At 58.8% G+C, this 17,694-nt stretch carries 13 protein-coding genes and 1 pseudogene; 9 read left to right on the forward strand and 5 right to left on the reverse strand.

The features are described 5' to 3' along the window. Positions 1 to 8: 8 nt before the first annotated feature. From OE747_RS20235 to OE747_RS20255, 5 genes are read left to right on the forward strand one after another with little or no spacing between them, the layout of a single operon-like run. A complete protein-coding gene (locus OE747_RS20235; RefSeq protein ID WP_263830289.1) occupies positions 9 to 2,069 on the forward strand; it encodes a hypothetical protein in 2,061 nt (686 codons plus the stop codon). Continuing rightward, positions 2,066 to 3,181 (forward strand): OmpA family protein, encoded by a 1,116-nt coding sequence (locus OE747_RS20240; RefSeq protein WP_263830290.1) that lies wholly within the window; start codon positions 2,066 to 2,068, stop codon positions 3,179 to 3,181. Before OE747_RS20235 ends, OE747_RS20240 begins: the two co-directional genes overlap by 4 nt. Beyond that, positions 3,178 to 4,515, forward strand: coding sequence for an EH signature domain-containing protein (locus OE747_RS20245; RefSeq protein WP_263830291.1), 1,338 nt, complete (start codon positions 3,178 to 3,180; stop codon positions 4,513 to 4,515). Before OE747_RS20240 ends, OE747_RS20245 begins: the two co-directional genes overlap by 4 nt. Then, positions 4,508 to 7,627 (forward strand): DEAD/DEAH box helicase, encoded by a 3,120-nt coding sequence (locus tag OE747_RS20250; protein WP_263830292.1) that lies wholly within the window; start codon positions 4,508 to 4,510, stop codon positions 7,625 to 7,627. The genes OE747_RS20245 and OE747_RS20250 overlap by 8 nt, the downstream gene beginning before the upstream one ends. Before the next feature lie 24 nt (positions 7,628 to 7,651). After that, a complete protein-coding gene (locus tag OE747_RS20255) occupies positions 7,652 to 8,521 on the forward strand; it encodes an ASCH domain-containing protein (protein ID WP_263830293.1) in 870 nt (289 codons plus the stop codon). Between the two features lie 101 nt (positions 8,522 to 8,622). Here OE747_RS20255 and OE747_RS20260 read toward each other — a convergent pair whose 3' ends face one another. The 4 genes from OE747_RS20260 to OE747_RS20275 form a co-directional block, all read right to left on the reverse strand. After that, positions 8,623 to 9,306: a thermonuclease family protein gene (locus OE747_RS20260; RefSeq protein ID WP_263830294.1), complete on the reverse strand. Its 684-nt coding sequence runs from the start codon at positions 9,304 to 9,306 to the stop codon at positions 8,623 to 8,625. Between the two features lie 80 nt (positions 9,307 to 9,386). Beyond that, the gene (locus OE747_RS20265; RefSeq protein ID WP_263830295.1) at positions 9,387 to 10,574 is read right to left on the reverse strand and encodes a COG3904 family protein; all 1,188 of its coding nucleotides are present in this window, start codon (positions 10,572 to 10,574) and stop codon (positions 9,387 to 9,389) included. Beyond that, the gene (locus tag OE747_RS20270; protein WP_263830296.1) at positions 10,558 to 12,165 is read right to left on the reverse strand and encodes a coiled-coil domain-containing protein; all 1,608 of its coding nucleotides are present in this window, start codon (positions 12,163 to 12,165) and stop codon (positions 10,558 to 10,560) included. Before OE747_RS20270 ends, OE747_RS20265 begins: the two co-directional genes overlap by 17 nt. Positions 12,166 to 12,349: 184 nt before the next feature. Further along, the gene (locus OE747_RS20275) at positions 12,350 to 13,207 is read right to left on the reverse strand and encodes an OST-HTH/LOTUS domain-containing protein (protein ID WP_263830297.1); all 858 of its coding nucleotides are present in this window, start codon (positions 13,205 to 13,207) and stop codon (positions 12,350 to 12,352) included. Between the two features lie 425 nt (positions 13,208 to 13,632). On the opposite strand from OE747_RS20275, the gene OE747_RS20280 reads away from it, so the two are divergent. From OE747_RS20280 to OE747_RS20295, 4 genes and pseudogenes are all read left to right on the forward strand, one after another. Continuing rightward, complete coding sequence (locus OE747_RS20280; protein WP_263830298.1) at positions 13,633 to 14,457, forward strand: tyrosine-type recombinase/integrase; 825 nt, start codon at positions 13,633 to 13,635, stop codon at positions 14,455 to 14,457. 12 nt (positions 14,458 to 14,469) lie between these two features. Continuing rightward, positions 14,470 to 14,805 (forward strand): annotated as a pseudogene (locus OE747_RS20285) (IS91 family transposase); the annotation flags it as partial. A gap of 326 nt (positions 14,806 to 15,131) precedes the next feature. After that, positions 15,132 to 15,965, forward strand: coding sequence for a macro domain-containing protein (locus OE747_RS20290; RefSeq protein ID WP_263830299.1), 834 nt, complete (start codon positions 15,132 to 15,134; stop codon positions 15,963 to 15,965). Between the two features lie 72 nt (positions 15,966 to 16,037). Next, positions 16,038 to 16,592 carry a TIR domain-containing protein gene (locus OE747_RS20295; protein WP_263830300.1) on the forward strand — a complete coding sequence of 185 codons (555 nt, stop codon included), beginning with the start codon at positions 16,038 to 16,040 and terminating at the stop codon, positions 16,590 to 16,592. Between the two features lie 43 nt (positions 16,593 to 16,635). On the opposite strand, the gene OE747_RS20300 is transcribed toward OE747_RS20295, so the two are convergent. Continuing rightward, the gene (locus OE747_RS20300) at positions 16,636 to 17,631 is read right to left on the reverse strand and encodes a hypothetical protein (RefSeq protein WP_263830301.1); all 996 of its coding nucleotides are present in this window, start codon (positions 17,629 to 17,631) and stop codon (positions 16,636 to 16,638) included. Between the last annotated feature and the right edge of the window lie 63 nt (positions 17,632 to 17,694).

A 17,694-nucleotide genomic window follows, 5' to 3' on the forward strand; every position in this document is an offset into this window, starting at 1 on the left:
AGTAGCACGTGCAATTCGAGTTTGGTGATGACCTTGGCCTTTTTCTGAAAGACGGCATCATCGCCCTCGCAGAAGCCTTGACTCTATCCGATAGTCGTCCCGGCTATTTGGCCGGTCTCTTTTTGTTGCTCACGGTCATTGCGGGGATCCTTTACCTGCGCCGGACGTCTCGGCAAGTGGGGGCCGTAAAGGAACTGGACACCCGGGTGCGCAAGCATGATGGCATCGAATTCTTCGCCGAGGGCTATGACGAATTTCGTGCGTCGCTTCGAGAGAATTACCGGACCAATCGCGATCGCGAAGCTGTCTGGGAAGCATTTGACGAATTCAATGAAACAGTGGTTCCCGATGACCTTGACGGACCTCTGCGCCTGCGAAATTCGATCCGCCCTGCGTCTTTTCTGAATGTCGAGGATCTCGAGTTCGGCCCGGGGATCTATCGTATTCTTCCAAATACCTTCGTGTCCGCAGGTCTTCTGCTCACCTTCCTCGGGCTGGTCGCAGCCTTGCACCAGTTTTCGCAGTCCCTGAATGCGGGATCCGGCGGCATGGACCGTGCCATGCAGGACTTCATGCAGATTGCCTCGGCCAAATTTGTGATGTCGCTGGTCGGTCTGTTCTGCTCGATCCTCTTCACGTTCTTGCTCCGCGCGAGGCAAAACCGGATCGAAGCAGCTCTCAACCATCTGTGCTCAGGGATCGAACGCCGTCTGGTATTTGTAAGCCTTGAAGACATCGGGTTCCGGCAGCTTCGCGCAGCAACAGAACAGCGCGAGCACCTGCGTGAAATTGGAACTGGAATGATTGCGCAACTCCGAGAGCCTCTTGACGCCCTGCCCGAGGCCATAACGACCGCCATTTCCAACAAGATGGATCCAATATTTGACCGTGTTTCCACCATGGGAACCAGCAACATGGAAGGTCTGGTCGGTGACCTGTCCCAACAACTGTCGCATTCCGTCGGAAACGCCCTGACCCGAGCAAGCGAGTCGCTGGGCGAAGCAACCGACCGGATCGGGCTGATGGTTGACCGCATGAATACCTCGAATTCGCTGGCCGGAGATGGGCTCCGTGATGCCCTGGACCAGATGGCGCGGGCCATGGCGGAAATGCGCTCCGAAGTAGCCGCCAGCGGGCAAACAGCATCTCAGGCAATGAACGAAGGCGCTGATCGCCTGCTCTCCGTAATGAACGATACTCTGTCCAGCATCCGGGACAATACCGGCCAAGGAGCCGAGGCCATGCGGGCAGCAGCCGATGAGATGAAGAACGCGGCCGAAGGTTTCCGGAATACCCTTGAAAGCGCAAGCCAGGATAGTGCAGAAGCCGCACGACAGCGCATAGCGGCAAGTACTGACGAGGCGGGCCAAGCGATCACAGGCGCCGGCCGCGCACTTCTCGACAGCTTCAATCAGACCAGCCAGGACATAGCAAAACTTGGCACTGAGATGGGCGACGTGATCGGTGAAAAACTCCTCTCGCGCCTAGAGGACATCGGCACCCGTCTGTCCGAGATGGCCGAAGCGGTACAGCGGGGGGCATCCGGAGCCCAAAGCGCCGCACAGGGATTGAACACAGGTGCAAATGCCATCCAGGGTGCGTCCGAAGGCTTCCGGAGCGCCAGCCAGAGCCTGACCGCCGCAGCCGAGCCGATCCGGGCCTCTCAAGAGCGGATCGAAAACACCCTGCGCCGCGTGGGCGACCTGGTCGAGACGGTTTCGGAAACCTTGATGCAGAATTCCGCATCAGTTGCGGAAAACGCGGCTCATGTGCTGGAAAGCGCCCAGACGGCGCTTGGCACCGAACGCGAAGGCATCCGCCGAAACCTCGAAGCCACCCGAGCGGTTATCGAACAATTGTCAGACGAGGCTGAGAAGCTGGACCAGATCGACGAAATGCTGGGGCGTGCGCTCAAGGAATACAATGCACAGCTCGATGCAGCCCTTGGTTCAGCCCAGGATCACGTTGGTCAGATGCGTGATGCGTTGGCACCAGGCCTGGACACCCTCAAGAGTGTCGTTGAACAAGCTGAAGCCTTCATCCCGCGACAGCCCCGAGGCCATTCATGAGAGCGCAAGCAAAGCAAATTCGGCACGAAGAAGAGGAAGAAAGCGCCTTCGTCTCGATGACCGACATGACTGTCGGATTCCTGTTCATCATGATGATCCTGCTGGCCTTCTTTGCCAGCCAGGCACGCGAGACCGAGACAGTTCCGCTCAGCCGATTCGATGAAATGGTCGAGCAGCGCGATGAGTGGCGCGCCTTGGCGGAAACCCGTGCTGAAACCATTGCGCGCCTCGAGAAGGAACTGGAAGCGCTAAGGTTGCGGGTTACCGAACTCAATGCACAGGTTAAGGCGCTGACCGAAGAAAGGGATGCCCTTCAAGCCGAAATCGCATCCCTCAAAGCCGACAACGAAGCTCTGAAACAGCGTGTCAGGGAACTCGAGGAGCTTGTCCTGAACCTGCAGGAAAGAATCCGAAACCTTGAAAAACAGATCAAGGAAAAAGATGAGGAAATCGAGAAGTTGCAGGCGCAACTTGCCGAATTGAAAAAGGTCGATCCCCTCGAGGCCTACCTGGCGCGCGTTTCAATAGCACGGCGAGAAGTCCTGACCCGCCTGCGCGACGCCATCCTTGCCGATTTCCCGGACCTCAAGGTCGAATTGAGCGAGGAGAGTGACGCCCTTCGGTTCCAGGGCGAAGGGCTGTTTGCATCAGGTCGGTCGAACCTAGCACGCGACAAGGCGGCAATTGTCTCGAAGCTTGCCGAGCGGCTGGACGAAATCCTTCCCTGTTTCACCTTGGGCGACGCGTCGCGCTTCGACGAGGCCTGCAACCCGGCATTTGCGTTGGTGGAGGCTGTCCAGATCGAGGGCCATACCGACAACCGGGGAACAGACCAAGTCAACCGGTCCCTGTCTGCTGCGCGCGCCAACAGTACGTTCTTTGCCATGACCGGAGCAGCGAAAGGCGTGATGCAGCATCTGAATCTGAAGCGGCAGCCTGTACTTTCCGTCGCAGCCTACGGTCCTGACCGTCCCGTCACGACGAACGATACGGCCGAGGGCCGGGCCACCAACCGCCGCATCGACCTACGTTTCATCATGGTGACGCCGCAGGACACCGGTGGGATTCAGGTCATCCGCGAAGCCCTTCAGGCGGTAGGAGAGCGGCAGTGAGCAACGAACCGGCAAATGCGAACAGCATACACGCCCTACTTGGCCGGCCGAACCCGCTCCGAAAACGTGTTCTGCCGCCACTGGACCAGATCCGCCGCTCAGTTAAAGACATTCTCTCCCGATGGCCCGACGCCATAAAAACACCCGAGGATCGTGATCGCGAAAAGCTCGCCTTGAACATGCTCTTTCGTGTCCAGGACTGGAAATGGGAAAACATAACCACCCAGCGCGTGATCTCGGCCGCAGTGGCCGTCTTCGATGAAGAAAGGCGAACACGGTCGGACTTGGCACCCGTACACACTTTCTATCTTTCGGAGATTGCGACACGTCAACCCGGTGCCTTCCTTGACGGAATGGTTGGCGTCTACATCGACAGTTTCGAACCCGGTGCCTCCCATACACGGCTCCTCGCCCAGGCACTTGGGCAGCGCAGTACCGAACTCGGGGGGCGACATCGCAAACTGACTGAAACCTTGCCCTCGCTGTTTCGACCTGATGCAGCGCCACTGGACCTTGCGAGAATCATGCTAGGTTCAGACGACCCATATAAGGCTCTCAAATCCATGGGCCTTAGCAGCCCTCATACTTCGGGACTTGCAAAGGCCGCACACAAGACATTCGTCGAACGCCTGGCCCCGGAACTTGCAAAACCTGAAGCACGGTCCAAGCTCTTCAACTGGCTGACACCTGAAAACGGGCCGGTCCTTCAGGCGGGAGCCGGCCCTGCTGTCGAGGCCCTCCTGTCTGTCTGGCGCAACCGAACACCGACGGACGCTTTGCGCAACGAACTGTCAGAGCAGATCATTGCCGGCTGGAACGATCCGCGCCTGCATAACGGCGGCATCTGGTCTGGGTTTGATCCGGACTTGAAGTCCGTCCTACTGCGTTGGTTGACGCATCAAGACATGAAGTTCTTCTGCGATATGGTCACGGCGACTCAGGACAGCCACATGTGGCCACCGCGCAGGGACTTCTGGCTGAAACTCTATGACGACAAGATGATAGATGAGGCTTGGGTTGCTTTCGGCTCGGAGGCACGCCGCTATGCTCAACAGAACCTGATACGCAGTGGCAAGACAGACATGAACCGCCGTTTCGGCCGTCAGCTCGACCGAGGCAGCAGCACCTCACTATTGATCATGCGGATCGGCAACAAGATCGTCGTCGATGGATGCCATAGCTACAAGACACACATTTTCCGCTTGGACGATAAGGGAGCTCCGAAACTATACCAGCGCGAGTACTACTGCGATGACATAATGAGGGCATCGCGCAACTCGAAACCGCACAATTCAATTTACCATTGGTCTCAGTGGGTCCTCCAAAATGTCTGATACCGCGCCTATCCATACAGTATTCGACAATGCCATCGAGATCCGCTTCCCTCAGGCAAAGCAGGGGCTGCTCTCTCGCCTCATGGTCAAACCATCCGCGCGCAGTTTCACCGACTTGGCGCCTGAAGATCGCGACCTGCTTTTTGCGATTGGCGACCTGCGTGCATGGGAGGACAGTCACCCGGGTGAAGTCACGGTTGCACCGGATCTCCTCCGCATTTCCCATGATGCCGCGGCCAGCCTGTCTGCCGCGGCAGCCGATGCGCTGGGCCTGCCGCGCACCGTCGACCTGATGTTGCGAACGGATGTGACCGGTGTCCTGGGGCGTCCGGACTTCAAACTCCACTACGAATGGTTCCGCCAGGGGCAGCGCGAGACACCGAAGCGCACCGGCGCGATCCTTCGCTCATCCGAGGGGCCGCGCCGTATTCCGCTCTGGATGAAACGCGCGCTGGATCTTGCTGACGGGTTCGACGCCACCCAGCCCATAGAAGACCACTGGCGGGCCTTGGCCGAGTTCCGCCGTGCCATCGAGCCGGGTTCCGATATCGACTCGGAAATGCCTGCCAATCGCGAGATGGCCGGCCTTTCGATGACCGCCTTTCTGCGTGGCCTCGAGGTGCGCATCGCCGACCGCTTCTCCATCTCGCCGGACAAGGCTCTTGGACAGTTCGAAGTGGTGCCCTATTCCGCAGAGCGGTTGGAAAGCGCGGGTTTGACCGACGACATTTCGGAGGAAAACGCCGAACTGAGCGGAGAGGCGCTGGCCGTCTTCCAGTTCGGGTTGCACCAGCATGGCGCGAAACCGGCCTATCGGCTTGGCAACAACGCATACCTTGTCATCGACAAGGGCGCGGCACCGGTGCTTGAGGAAATGGTCCGCATCCAAAAAGCCCCGCGTGAAGAGCGACGCGCCTTTATCGAGAACCCACGTGCCTTCATCACTGAGGCCGTCAACCAGCACCTTGCCAGGACCGGGCAACTGGACGGGCTGGATGACGCGCAGCAGGCCGAGATGGTGGAGGCGATCGCCGGTCCAGCGCTGATCGAAAGCCGGGAGTACTCGGACCGGGTAACGGGGGTGATCGTCTACAAACGCACCTCGGAGATGGGCGAAGGCAGTGGCACCACGTGGCTGCCCGAAGCTTTTGCCCAGCACCTGGTCGAAGCGATCCAGTCCATGCCTGAGCCCGAACTGAGGGCACTGCGCGACCACATGGCCACAGTTCTCGAAAGCGACACGGACACCTCCGCCGAGATCGCGGGAGAGACAATTCAGATCACCCCTGCCCGTCTTGCCGCCATCGAGGGCGAGATCCAGAGACGTGAGGCGCTCGTCGCCTTCCGAGAGGAAGATGGTGAGAAACCAGATGAAGCCGAGGGGCCGATCATCCTCGAGACCAAGGAAAACTTCGATGAACTGACCTGGGAGGCCAAACTTTCTCCGCGCACGCCTTCCATCCCCATCGTTCTGCCCGAGACCATCCGCACACCGCTCCGCGAGCATCAGCAGGTCAGCTTTGACTGGGCGATGGAGGCCTGGAAAGCGGGACTTCCCGGCATTCTGAACGCCGACGAACAGGGCCTTGGAAAGACCCTCCAAACCATCTCGTTCCTCGTCTGGCTGAAAGAGCACATGAAGCAACCCACTGCGGCAAACCGGGGTCCGATCCTCGTGGTTGCGCCGACCTCGCTGCTCCGGAACTGGGAACAGGAAGTTGGAATACACGTCGAAGGGCGCGGCTTCGGATCCCTGATCCGCCTATATGGGTCTTCGCTTGGCTCCCAGAAACGACACGACGCGCGCGGTACGGAGACACAATCCGGCCTTCCTCAACTGGATCTCGATTGGCTTGACGAGGCTTTCGAAGAGGGGCGCGCGCACCGCTACTGGCTCCTCACAACATACACCACTCTCGCCAACTACCAACATTCGCTTGGAAAAATCCCGTTCTCCGCGTTTGTCATGGACGAGATTCAAAACATCAAGAACCGGGCCACCCTGGCCTCCAAGGCCGTCGAGGCCATGAATGCGGATTTCCGGATCGGCCTGACTGGTACCCCGATCGAGAATGCGGCTATCGACCTCTGGACCATTATGGACCGGATAGCACCGGGCTGCCTCGGGTCCGGATCGGAGTTCAAGGCACAGTATGCGACGCCTGACTCCAAGAACATGGCTGAGCTCCACGCCCGTGTTTTCAAGCCGCGCGGATCAGTGCCGCCACTCGGCCTCCGCCGCCTGAAAGATGAGGTTGCGCGTGACCTACCAAAGAAGCGCCGTTTCCTTCATCCGCGCCTGATGCCCAAGGTGCAGGCTGACGCCTATGACCTCGCGCAGGTTAAACTCGCCAATGGCGGGCCTGGAGCCGCGCTGAAGATGTTGCACCACATCCGCTCTGTCTCGGTCCACCCCGGAGCGGCGAAAGCAGTGCCGCCCGAGGAGTTCATTTCTCAGAGCGCCCGATTGGATGCGGTGATCGATATCCTGCATCGGATCAGGGACGCGGGAGAACGCGTGCTGGTCTTCATCGAACATCGCGACATGCAGTTCCGCTTTGCCGAAATCGTCCGCCACTTGTTCGGGCTGGAAAAGATCGACGTAATCAACGGCGACACGCCTATTCCAAGACGTCAGGAAATCGTCAACCGCTTCCAGCGTCACCTGACGGCGGACGGGGGTTTCGACATGCTCATCCTCGGACCAAAAGCAGCTGGCACCGGCCTGACCCTGACCGCAGCCACCCACGTCATTCACCTGTCACGCTGGTGGAACCCGGCGGTCGAGGAACAGTGCAATGACCGCGTCCACCGCATCGGCCAGGCGCGACCTGTCTCGGTCCATATCCCGATGGCACTGCACCCGGAGCTGGGAGCTCAGAGCTTTGATGCCCTCTTGCAAAGCCTCATGCAGCGCAAACGCAAGCTCGCAGAACAGGCGCTCTGGCCCATGGGCGACAGCGCCGCGGATGTATCCGGGCTGACCGCAGCCGTAGCGTCCCCCGAGCGAGGCCAACACGCAGTGATCGCGGACAGTATGGCCGAACAGTTTCGGCGCGACGGATTACCGATACCCAACCCTGATGCTCAGGGCGCCTGGGAACTGTCATGATTTCCTGAACAGAAAGACAAGCAGATGATAGTTAAGCGTGGCCTGATAATTGACGAACCGTGGATCGGGCACATTCTCGAAGGCCGAAAAGACTGGGAAATGCGTTCGCAGGCAACGTCGCATAGAGGATGGTTCGGCCTGATCCGCAAGGGGAGCGGGCTGGTTGTGGGTCTGGCAAGGCTCGTCGATTGTGGAAAGGCTCTCAGCCCCTCCGAAATGATTGCTTCGCAGGACCATCACCGCATCCCGGACTCCATGATCCGTAGCGGTGCGGTCTCAAAATGGGTCGTCCCCTGGAAACTTGCCAACATCCAACCACTTGAGCACCCGGTTTCCTATGAACACAAGAGTGGCGCGGTTATCTGGGTCCTGTTTTCGGATGAGGTTTCAACCCGCTTGGCTGAAGCACTCGAAGCAACATCGACGATTGCCTGCAACACCATCGCGACTCCAAGCCCTACGCTCGACACGAGCCTTGTCATGAAGGCCTCGGGTCACCCGACCACAGACGCTTCATTCAGGCAACAAACACCAGCAGCGCCGGCACATCCTTTGCCCGAAGCCCCACGGCACCTTCTCGGCCGAAGCCTGATAACCGGTGGAAACCTTCGGAACAGTCACTTTTACATTGGAGATTTCCTCGACAAGTTCCCAGCCGACAGCATCGGCGGAAGCAGCAAGGAGGATGCAGGCTCCAGAGATATCACCGTGGATTGGGGTGGCCCCTCAACGGTAATGACGGACATCGACCGAACCAAACGAATGTTCCGGAAGCGCGGCTGGGTACGGCAGTTCTTTTTGGCTTCCGGAGCACGTGAAGGCGACACGGTCGTTGTTAACGCTTCCGCACCATACCATGTCCATGTCCACGTTGAACGCGGGTCCAATTCCTGAACTCATCAGTCTGGAAATGGAGCATTGCACACCGTCAGTCGAAAAAGACCACATCCGTCAATTTCAACTGGCGGGAGGTGGCTCGGTTGATCCGAGCAGGATCAGCGCGCAGGTCGCCAGCCTGCCTTTCGCGCCTCGGCCTCCGAGCAGAACCAGCGCTCTCCCTTGGTCTCGTTGATCCGGGTGCGGTCGTACCATTCCGTTCCCGGAAGGTGATAGATCCGCTGCCCCTTGGAATTGATGTTGCCCTTGATGGCGCATTCGGCTGGGTCTGAACGCACCGGGGCGGCCGGTGATGTCCGCTGACCTTTGCGCCAGAGGTCGGGACGGGTAAACCGGCCTTGCCAGATGCCCAGCCCCGCCTCTCTGGCGGCACGTTCCTGAGCAACGTAGTCATGCGAATACTTACGGTAGGCCACCGCCCAGCCCTGTGCCACCATCCAGGCGTTGAGGTCACGACCATCCGCAGCGCAGGTAGCGATCAACCGCCCGTAGCGGTCGGTGTCGCTGACGAGGCAAGAGGCGACGGAGCGCCCGATCTGGTCAGCAAGCGCGAGGGCGGATTTCTGACCGCAACGCCATATCCGATCCTGGGCGTCGTGACAGGACTGACCGCTTTCAGGCGCATCGATTCCGTGCAGGCGGATACGGATGCCCCGGATTTCAATCGTGTCGCCGTCAATCACGCTCGCGCGCCCGTCCACCTCCCCGGGCTCGCCAGCAATCAAGGGGACGGCCAGGGGAAAAAACAGGCAAAACAGGATGGATTTCAGAAGTCGCGTCATCGGACCATGCATGATTTGGTTAATATTTGGTTAAGCAGCGCGGGAATCCAAGTCTCTGCCGCGGCGGGCACCGCCCCGTGTCAGGAGGTCAGGACGCCCCAGTCCCGCAATTGATCGCGCGAGAGCCACAGGATTTCATCGGGGGGAACGGAGGAGCCCGCGATGAAGAAGTCCTCGCTCACGCCGGCCTCCTTCATCAGGGCGACAAGCGTTCCGGACAGCAACTGCGCGTCGCCCTCGTTGGTCTGCGCGCCGACAGAGCGCCATTGGTGCACGCCGACACTGCCCTCCTGCGTGATCGACCGGCTTTGACCGGCCAGGAAAAGCAGGGTGCAGGCACTGGAGCATTCGCCGGTCACGACCGCGTCGATGTCCTTGTCCTTCAGGGCAGAGAACCCCCGCATCGCATCCTCCAGCGATCCGCCGGGAGAGTTGAACAGGACGCGGCTGGCGCCGTTGTCCACGGCCTCGATCAGGCGGTCCACGCTTTGCGCGGTGACTTCGCCGGAAAACACATAGGCCGCTCCGCTCGGGTCCGGTGTCGCCGCGGCAAGATCCGGGTTCCCGTCCAGCCACGGGCAGGCATTGAACAGGGCCAGGTGGTCCGCCCGGCTGATGCCGACCTTTGACAGTTCGCTGGCATTCGGGGCCTCGATCTGGGGAGACGCGGAAGGCAGCTTGTTGCCCAGCGAGACCCTGACCGTCATGCCATCCGCGAATTCGCTGATGTAGCACCAGGCATTCTCGAACTGCGTATCGGTGCCCTTGTTGAAGTGATGTCCGGCAATCACCTCGAACAACCGGGTGCCGAGCTTGATTTCCTTTTCCCGGAACAGGGTGAAATTGGTGGTGACGACGGCTTCCTCGGACCCGGTGCCCCCGCTCGGTTCGGGCATGTTGGGCCAGACCGCTGCTGGGGCGGGCGTCGGAGCGGGCGCTGGGGCGGGCGCTGCCACCTCGACCGGCGACGGCTCTGCGCGGCTGATCCTCTCTGCCCCCGCGTCCAGGACCAGCGAGACCGCAAAGCCAATCGCCAATGCCAGCATGGAAACCCCCGTCAACACGATGAAGGCCCGATGCGCCTGCGCCTTCAGCAAGGCCGTTCTGGCGCTTGCATCTGCCGCGGCCACCGCTTCGTGCGTGCGGGCGGTCGAGGCCTGGGAAAGCCGGTCCGAGGCGGCCCGGATCTCACGCGCAGGGGTTTCGAGCCGCTGCGAGATCGCGTTGATCACCTGTTCCAGCATTTTTGTGTCATGCTGCTCGCGCATGATCATCTCCTTTTTCGGATCGTTCGTTCTTGCTTGCCGACAGAAGGGTGTGCCCGGACCTGCTGTCCCGGGGGCTTGCCACCCCCTCGTCTGCGGGCGGGCTGCTCGCCGGAAGCGCGTCCGGGGCCGCAAATCCGGAGGCCAGTTGATCGCGCAGGGCCCTGGCCGCCTCGGGCGGCAATGCCTCGAGAATCGCATCCAGTTCCTGTTCGAGGTCATTTCCGACCGGCACCGGCACGTACACATGGTGCAGGACCGGAACCTCGACCTCGCGGGTGACCTCGACCTCCTTCTCGACGATCTTCTCGACCGCCACCTCCTGGATCCGGACAACCGGTTGCACGCCCCGGACGTGGAACCACTGCGAATACATGGCAACGCTGGCGCCGGTCAGCGACGCGACAACGCCCAGCACAGCGCCGAAGATCGCCCCAATGGCCTTGGCCTGGTTGTCCTGCACCTCCGACGGCTCGACCCCGAACACGAAGGACGCCCAGCGATGCATCTGCGACAGTTGCGCGGCATATGCGATTTCCCGTTGCGCAACGACCGCCTCGGCCTCCAGCGCCTCGATCTGGCGGGACCGCTCTGCCTTGTCTGACTGGATGTCTTGCAGGGTCGCGGTCCGCTCGTCCGCCCGCCTGCTGCTGTCACGCTCGAAGGCGGTCAGGGCCTGTGCGGCCGCGTCGCGCTCGGCCTGTTTGCGCGCCACGTTTTCGAGGGCCTCCGGCGACGGTTCGGTGATCGAGCCTTCGATGGCCTGGTTGAGTTTCAGGATCTCGGCGTCGAACTTGGCACGGGCAGCATCGACGACTGTGACCTTCTTGGGCTGCTGGCGAATGACCCGCTCGGCATAGCTTCGCATGTCATTGCTGAGCGATGCATCCGATGCGCGCGACCGCAGGTCATCCATGTATTCCTGCCAATCCGCTCCGGCCTGATCGCCCGCCTCGTTCTGCTGCTGGATGAGGTTCGCCAGCTGCGCCTTGAGCTCGCGGGTTTCCTGGCTTTCAAGATCGGCGCGCGCGTCCTGCAAGGCCCTGTCGCGAATGGCCAGCGCCTGTTCGAGCTGCGCCATCCGCTCGGCATCGGCGCGGGCAATGTCGTCTCCCGTCAGGTCGTCCTGGCCGGAATGGCGCAACTGCTCGATCTCCCCAAGCAAGGCCGCATGATGATCGCGCGCCACGCTGACGGGATGGGTCGTGACATGAGCATAGCGTTCAATTCCGTTGAACACGGTCTCAAAGGAAATGACCGATGCAACCAGCAGCCCGCCAAGCGCCAGGTAGCGGGCCATGCCGCGCGCGTGAAAGACCACGGTCGCGGCCGGAATCTTGGCCAGTTCGACCGCCGAAAGCACCACGAAAACGCCGAAGACCGGAACCGCTTGCAGCAGGCTTGTTCCGCCCGGAATGCTGGCCGCCTGAGCGAAGGCGACGCCAAGGCCCACCGAGACCAGCACGATTTCGATGAACCAACCCAGCCAAAACAGCTTGGTGGCCCATTTCTGGTTTTCGGCCCGGAGCTCGTGGGCTTCCCTTTCGGAAACAGGTGTTTCGACCCCGTCGTGACGGGACGCATCAATTGTCATAAGCGGCCTCATGGTAGCGTGGCGCGCCGTGGCCATCCCCCCGGACGACAAGCAGCGCCTTTACACTTTCTTAACTAACCATGAGGGGTGTCAAAAAGAGACGTGGCCATCGTCCCTGGGCTCCAGTCGCCACCTGTGTGTCGGTACACCGGAAGTGGATATACCTGGCCAGATCGGGAGCGCGTCAGTGGGAGCGCAGTTTCCTGTACTTGGCAGAGCGCGGCCCATCAGTTTCGAAGTATCGCAGTTCGAAGACGCGAGCCTCATGCAGGACCTGCCGCCAACCGCGACAGCCGTATCGTTTGGGCGCCTGATCGGGATAGCGTTCGGCGATCCATTCGCCAGCGTCCTTCACAGGAACCCAACCATCGACCGCCAACGTATCGGCCGCTTCATTAAGGGCGTCCACAATCCCCGCGAAAGGCCAGTACACCGTGCCATCCGGGAGGATGCCGTTGACGATCAAGTTCCGGATTGCGTCGGACTGGAGATACTCGGACATCTGCTGTTTAGCTCGAAGCAGATCATCTGTCCAAGCGCGCAGTTGTTCGAGATGATGATCGATCCAGTCCTGGGCTTGGATCAGGGCATCTCGCGCAGAGGGACACCCTTCCAGGGTTCCAAGGTCATGCTGCTCGATGAAGTTGTGGACGAGGGTGTTTCGCATGCTCACCAGGTCTTTCAAATCGCAGACCAGTTGCCCGAACTCCGCGTCCGGGATGCCGATATACATCCTCATACTGCACGGGGCTTCCTCATCGGTGATGTCGTCGGCCATCTGGCGTTGTTCGGCGGTCGCGTCGGAAACGATGCATGATCCGAGCATTTCGCCAACAAGAGCTCCGAGCGTTTTGCGGGCGGTCTCGGTGATCCGCGCCTCTCGTACCGCCTGCAGGGTTTCCGCTGACCCCGAGAATTCGTAATGCGCCATGATCCCCTTCAACAGGCGCTCATAGTTCTGAAATGTCAGCAAACACCGGCCCAGCAATCGCTGGATCTCATGCTGCTCCGCTCGCAACATATCGTCAGTCGCGGCCGTCATGGCGCACATGATCTCCAGATTTCATATGCCAATCCTGCACCGGCCGGCATTGCTCTTGAGCCGGAGAGATACCCACGCCAAAATGGCAAGAATTAGGAAGACTCATTCTTGCGAACGCCCGCGACGGAGGCGGCTATCAGTGATCCGCTCGCAGCCACCTGTATCCGCTGGGCGGTAAAGAGTATGAACTCTGCAAAAGGGCCCAGGTTTCTCTTTTCGCTCATAGTAGAGCTCAGAGCCAAGTGCCACGTTCTGCTCTTTGGGCGGACTCCGTTGAAAAACTCGTTCGTTTTGGCGCTGTCGTTCGCGCGATTTCGTTGATTTGATTGGTTTAAGCGGAGGTGGCCCCCGCTTGTTATCCTGCGGCTGGCGTCATCGGCTTGAGCTTGGCCAGTTTGCGGAGGTTTTGGGCGGTTGCTGCGAGGGTGGGCGAGAAGGCACAGGCCGCGCATATCCGGGCGATCAAGAACTTCGCCGCCTATCTCGGGCACTCGCCTGATAAAGCGACGCCGGAGGAGCTTCGGTCCTATCAGCTTCAGATGACGGATGCCGGGGTTTCGGCCACGACGTTCAACGTGCGGATTTCATCGCTGCGGTTCTTCTTCGGCATCACCTGCGTGTGCGAGGACATGAAGCGCTACATGCAGTTTCGGGCCAAGCCGCGGAGATTGCCGGTCGCCCTCAGCGTCGAGGAGGTGGGCGACCTGATGGCCGCTGTGCCCGGGCCGGGTCTGAAGTACCGTGCTGCCCTAGGCATCAGCTATGGGGCCGGCCTTCGCGCCGCCGAGGTCTGCAACCTCAAGGTTACGGATATAGACAGTGACCGGATGCTGATCCATGTCGATGACGGCAAGGGCGGCCGGGACCGCAAGGTCATGCTGTCGCCGGGCTTGTTGGACCTGTTGCGCGACTACAGGCGCGAGGCACGGCCGGAACGTTGGTTGTTTCCGGGCAAGCCGAAGATCAATCCGATCTCGCCGCGCCAGCTGAACCGGGCATTCACCTCGGCCAAGCATATGGCGGGGATCAACAAGCCCGCGACGCTACACACGCTCCGCCACAGATTCGCGACGCATCTCTTGGAAGCAGGAACGGATGTGCTGGTGATCCAGGTCCTGCTCGGCCATGCCAAACTGACCACCACCGCCTGCTACGCGCATGTTGTCACGAAGACGATCCGCTCCACCGTCAGCCCGTTCGAACGTCTGAAGGAGCTTCAGGATCATACCCTCCGACGCGGGTTGGAGTGACCGGCGTCGGACGTGACCCGACCGAGGCTGGAGATCGCTGACATCTTTCGAAGGTTTGGCCCTGCGTGGCGGCGGGCCAACGCCGGGCATGTCAGCCTGACCCAGCTGAAGGTGATGTCGGCGATCGAGGCTTGCGGGACCGAGGCGCTTGGCGGGCATGTTGCGGGCTGCGCCAAATGCGGCCACCACCATATCGCCTACAACTCCTGCAAGAACCGGCATTGCCCGAAGTGTCAGGGGCCCGCGGCGCGCGACTGGATGCCGGCACGGGTGGAGGACCTGCTGCCCGTCGAGTATTTCCACGTCGTCTTCACCATGCCGGCCGAGATTGCTCAGGTCGCTTACTGGCCCGCATCGAAAAACCTTCAGGGAAGCCGCCATTCGCTGCTCTTGCGAAAGCATCCGGTCAAGGCGTGAAAGCGGCCATTCGCGCTTCAGATTCAACAGTCCCTATGCTGCGACAAGGAGCAACGACAGCTATGCAGCGAAAACGTTATGCGGGGCAAGCAAGCCTAGGTACCCCGGATTGTTTGGGTCATTCCATTGGGCCTTCGTGCTCTACCAAGGGACGATGGGCGCCGCGAGGCGAAGCCTAGCCGACAATGCAGGTTATGATTGCAAATCAACATCTCATCGCTATGCTCACACACAGTGGGTAGCTGGCGGGAGCAAGTTTGAAAGTAACGATATACGATAGGCAGGTACGCGATTCATTCTTCAAAATCGCTGCGGGCATAGGAACCGCGCTCTCCACATTGCTACTTTTTGTAAGTATACCAGACGAGTGTAAGCTCTACTCACTTATCGGTTTCGCACTAGTCCTGTTCATCATTTACCTTGTGATATGGTGGGGCGCCAATAGTCTAAAAGAGGTGGCTATCAAAATAGATGGCACAACAGTGACGGTTAAGTTTGGGGATATCTTTAATGAAGAAGGGTTGAAGGCTATCGCATTCAACGAATATTTCGACACGATTGTAGATAATACTTTGATTAGTGATCGCTCTCTAAATGGCATATTCCTAAACTCGAAGTTGAATGGAACCATTCCAGAGTTAGATGCGGAGATTGAGCGCTACCCATTTGAGGAAGGAGAAATCTTACAGAAAGAGGTGCCTCGAACCGCCGGAAAGACAGTAAAATTCAGGTTGGGCACGATCTTTGTCAAAGACGACTTTCTCTTGACCGCAATGTCTAAGTTCGACTCTAGTAATCGGGCTAATCTCACTATGCCGGAGTACTTGGAGTTTCTAATAAATTTTTGGGACAGAGTGAACAAAGTTTATGCGCAACGCTCTGTAGTGACGCCCATATTTGGATCAGGAATTACACGCATCCGCGGACACAGGAATATTAGTGATGAAGATCTGCTAAAAATAATGCTGTGGACTTTCCGCATTAGTGAAATGCGCTTCAAGTACCCTGCCAAACTTACGATAGTCGTTCACGCTAGCAAGATTGATCAAGTAAATTTGCTCGACCTAAAGTCGCTGCGGAATGGTGTATAATGCCCTCCTCTCACCTCCAAGTTAAATTCGAACTTCGAACTTCGAACGTGCTCTATGTAGATTGAGGCCAATATGGTAAATCGAACTGGAACCTACATCGCATTTGACGGACTCGGGCAGCAAGACCCTACAAAATCAGATTTCCGGTATTACGCCACGATCCAGGGATGGAGCGCCTCAAAAAGCTCAGATTTTCGCCTTACCAATAGTCATGAGAAGGCAAGTGCCGTCCGGGACACAAGTAAGCTCGCCACCTTGCAAGCCAGCATAAGACAGAGGCTTCAGGCTTCCAAGAACATGTTAATTGTGCTGTCGAATGATACGCGAAAGAGCGGCAGTGTGCTATCTTGGGAAATTGAGAAAGCAGTGGATAGCTACGATCTTCCTTTAATCATTGCGCATACAGGTTTTGACTATGTGATGAACCCGAAAGGTTTATCGGATCGTTGGCCTGCAACTTTGGCCACCAGATTGAATAATGGATCAGCGAAAGCAATCCACATACCCTTCAAGCAAGACGCTATTTTTGACGCCATTCAGCGCTTCACAGTAAATGGAGAGAAATTGAACGGGTCCTTTACGTATTACGATGAAGCGACCCATAGGCGGTGGGGTTATATCAGATAGTGCTCCTTGGGAAGTTAAATGGTCAGCATTAAAACCTGGGTGTTTATAGCCCGACTTTCTTCGATAGCTCGTCGCTGAGTTCTTCAATCAGGTCAGCAAACTCTCGCACTGCGGAGTCTCGGATCATAATTCTTTGCCCTGCAGCATAAGTTTGGTCGCCGCTTCGATCAATGTAGTCCTGATCTACAATTCCCTGCTGATGAGCGAGAAGATGGCGCTGTTGGAAGTAAACCCTGAGCTGGTCAAGTTTGTCTTGTCCGATTAGATCGACGTAGGCATACCCAATCTCCGCGCTCCACAGGTCCGACCCCACATCAAGATTTTGGAAGGCATTGCGTCGAGCCGTCTTTCCGCTCTGACTTTCGTATAGCTGCTCGTTCAGCCTCTGGAATGACATTACCGTATCTTGGACGGCCTTCTCCAGGAGCGTTCTGATCATAACCTCGGCCTCATCACGACCGAGCGTGTTCCGCAAGGTTTCCCCAAGTCCTGCGGCGGTGCGGATGGTATTCAAGGTCTGCGTGAAGGTGTGGCTTGCAGAGTTCGCACCACAGCTTGGACAAAAGTATGCAGCGCCAACGTAGGAATAGCGGCAACCGCAGCTCTCACAGGCGGCACGAAGCCGCATCGGCTCCGCAGCTGCTAGTGGCACAAGCACTGCGTCCCGTCCGCCTTTCACGTCCAAGGTGATACTCAGGAAGGAGTGGCGGTTCTGGCGGCGCTTCGACGCCGCCGCGTCCGCTCTCATCGCTTTGTTCATAGAGTTGGTGATTGTGCCGAGCGCGTAGTCTCGGGCGGCCTCAACCTGGGCCCTCGGATACCAGGACTTGGCAGGAGCCACATGCCCGCAGGATGGACAAAACACCTCCTCGTCTCGAACGATGTTCGACCAGTCATCACCATGAATCTTGAAGAGGAAGAGGCATGGCTCGGAAGGGCATTCCTTGTCGAGATACCCTTCGGAGTCAGGCTCGATGGGGACGGATATCTCCTTCATCCGTCCAAGCCTTTCGAGTTCACGCTGTAAGTTTTTGAACATTTGACTCGCTTCATATTGTGTTTCTTAAAACTTATAATACCTCATATAGAAGCGCGCGATCTA

The sequence above is a fragment of the Ruegeria aquimaris genome (assembly GCF_025751555.1).
GTDB lineage: Bacteria > Pseudomonadota > Alphaproteobacteria > Rhodobacterales > Rhodobacteraceae > Ruegeria_B > Ruegeria_B aquimaris.

What these genes read in the sequence shown, in the direction of transcription:
- OE747_RS20240 (WP_263830290.1), top strand. Translation starts at nt 2,066, where the DNA reads ATGAGAGCGCAAGCAAAGCAAATTCGGCACGAAGAAGAGGAAGAAAGC.
- OE747_RS20250 (WP_263830292.1), top strand. Translation starts at nt 4,508, where the DNA reads ATGTCTGATACCGCGCCTATCCATACAGTATTCGACAATGCCATCGAG.
- OE747_RS20255 (WP_263830293.1), top strand. Translation starts at nt 7,652, where the DNA reads ATGATAGTTAAGCGTGGCCTGATAATTGACGAACCGTGGATCGGGCAC.
- OE747_RS20260 (WP_263830294.1), bottom strand. Translation starts at nt 9,306, where the DNA reads ATGACGCGACTTCTGAAATCCATCCTGTTTTGCCTGTTTTTTCCCCTG.
- OE747_RS20265 (WP_263830295.1), bottom strand. Translation starts at nt 10,574, where the DNA reads ATGCGCGAGCAGCATGACACAAAAATGCTGGAACAGGTGATCAACGCG.
- OE747_RS20270 (WP_263830296.1), bottom strand. Translation starts at nt 12,165, where the DNA reads ATGACAATTGATGCGTCCCGTCACGACGGGGTCGAAACACCTGTTTCC.
- OE747_RS20275 (WP_263830297.1), bottom strand. Translation starts at nt 13,207, where the DNA reads ATGACGGCCGCGACTGACGATATGTTGCGAGCGGAGCAGCATGAGATC.
- OE747_RS20295 (WP_263830300.1), top strand. Translation starts at nt 16,038, where the DNA reads ATGGTAAATCGAACTGGAACCTACATCGCATTTGACGGACTCGGGCAG.
- OE747_RS20300 (WP_263830301.1), bottom strand. Translation starts at nt 17,631, where the DNA reads ATGTTCAAAAACTTACAGCGTGAACTCGAAAGGCTTGGACGGATGAAG.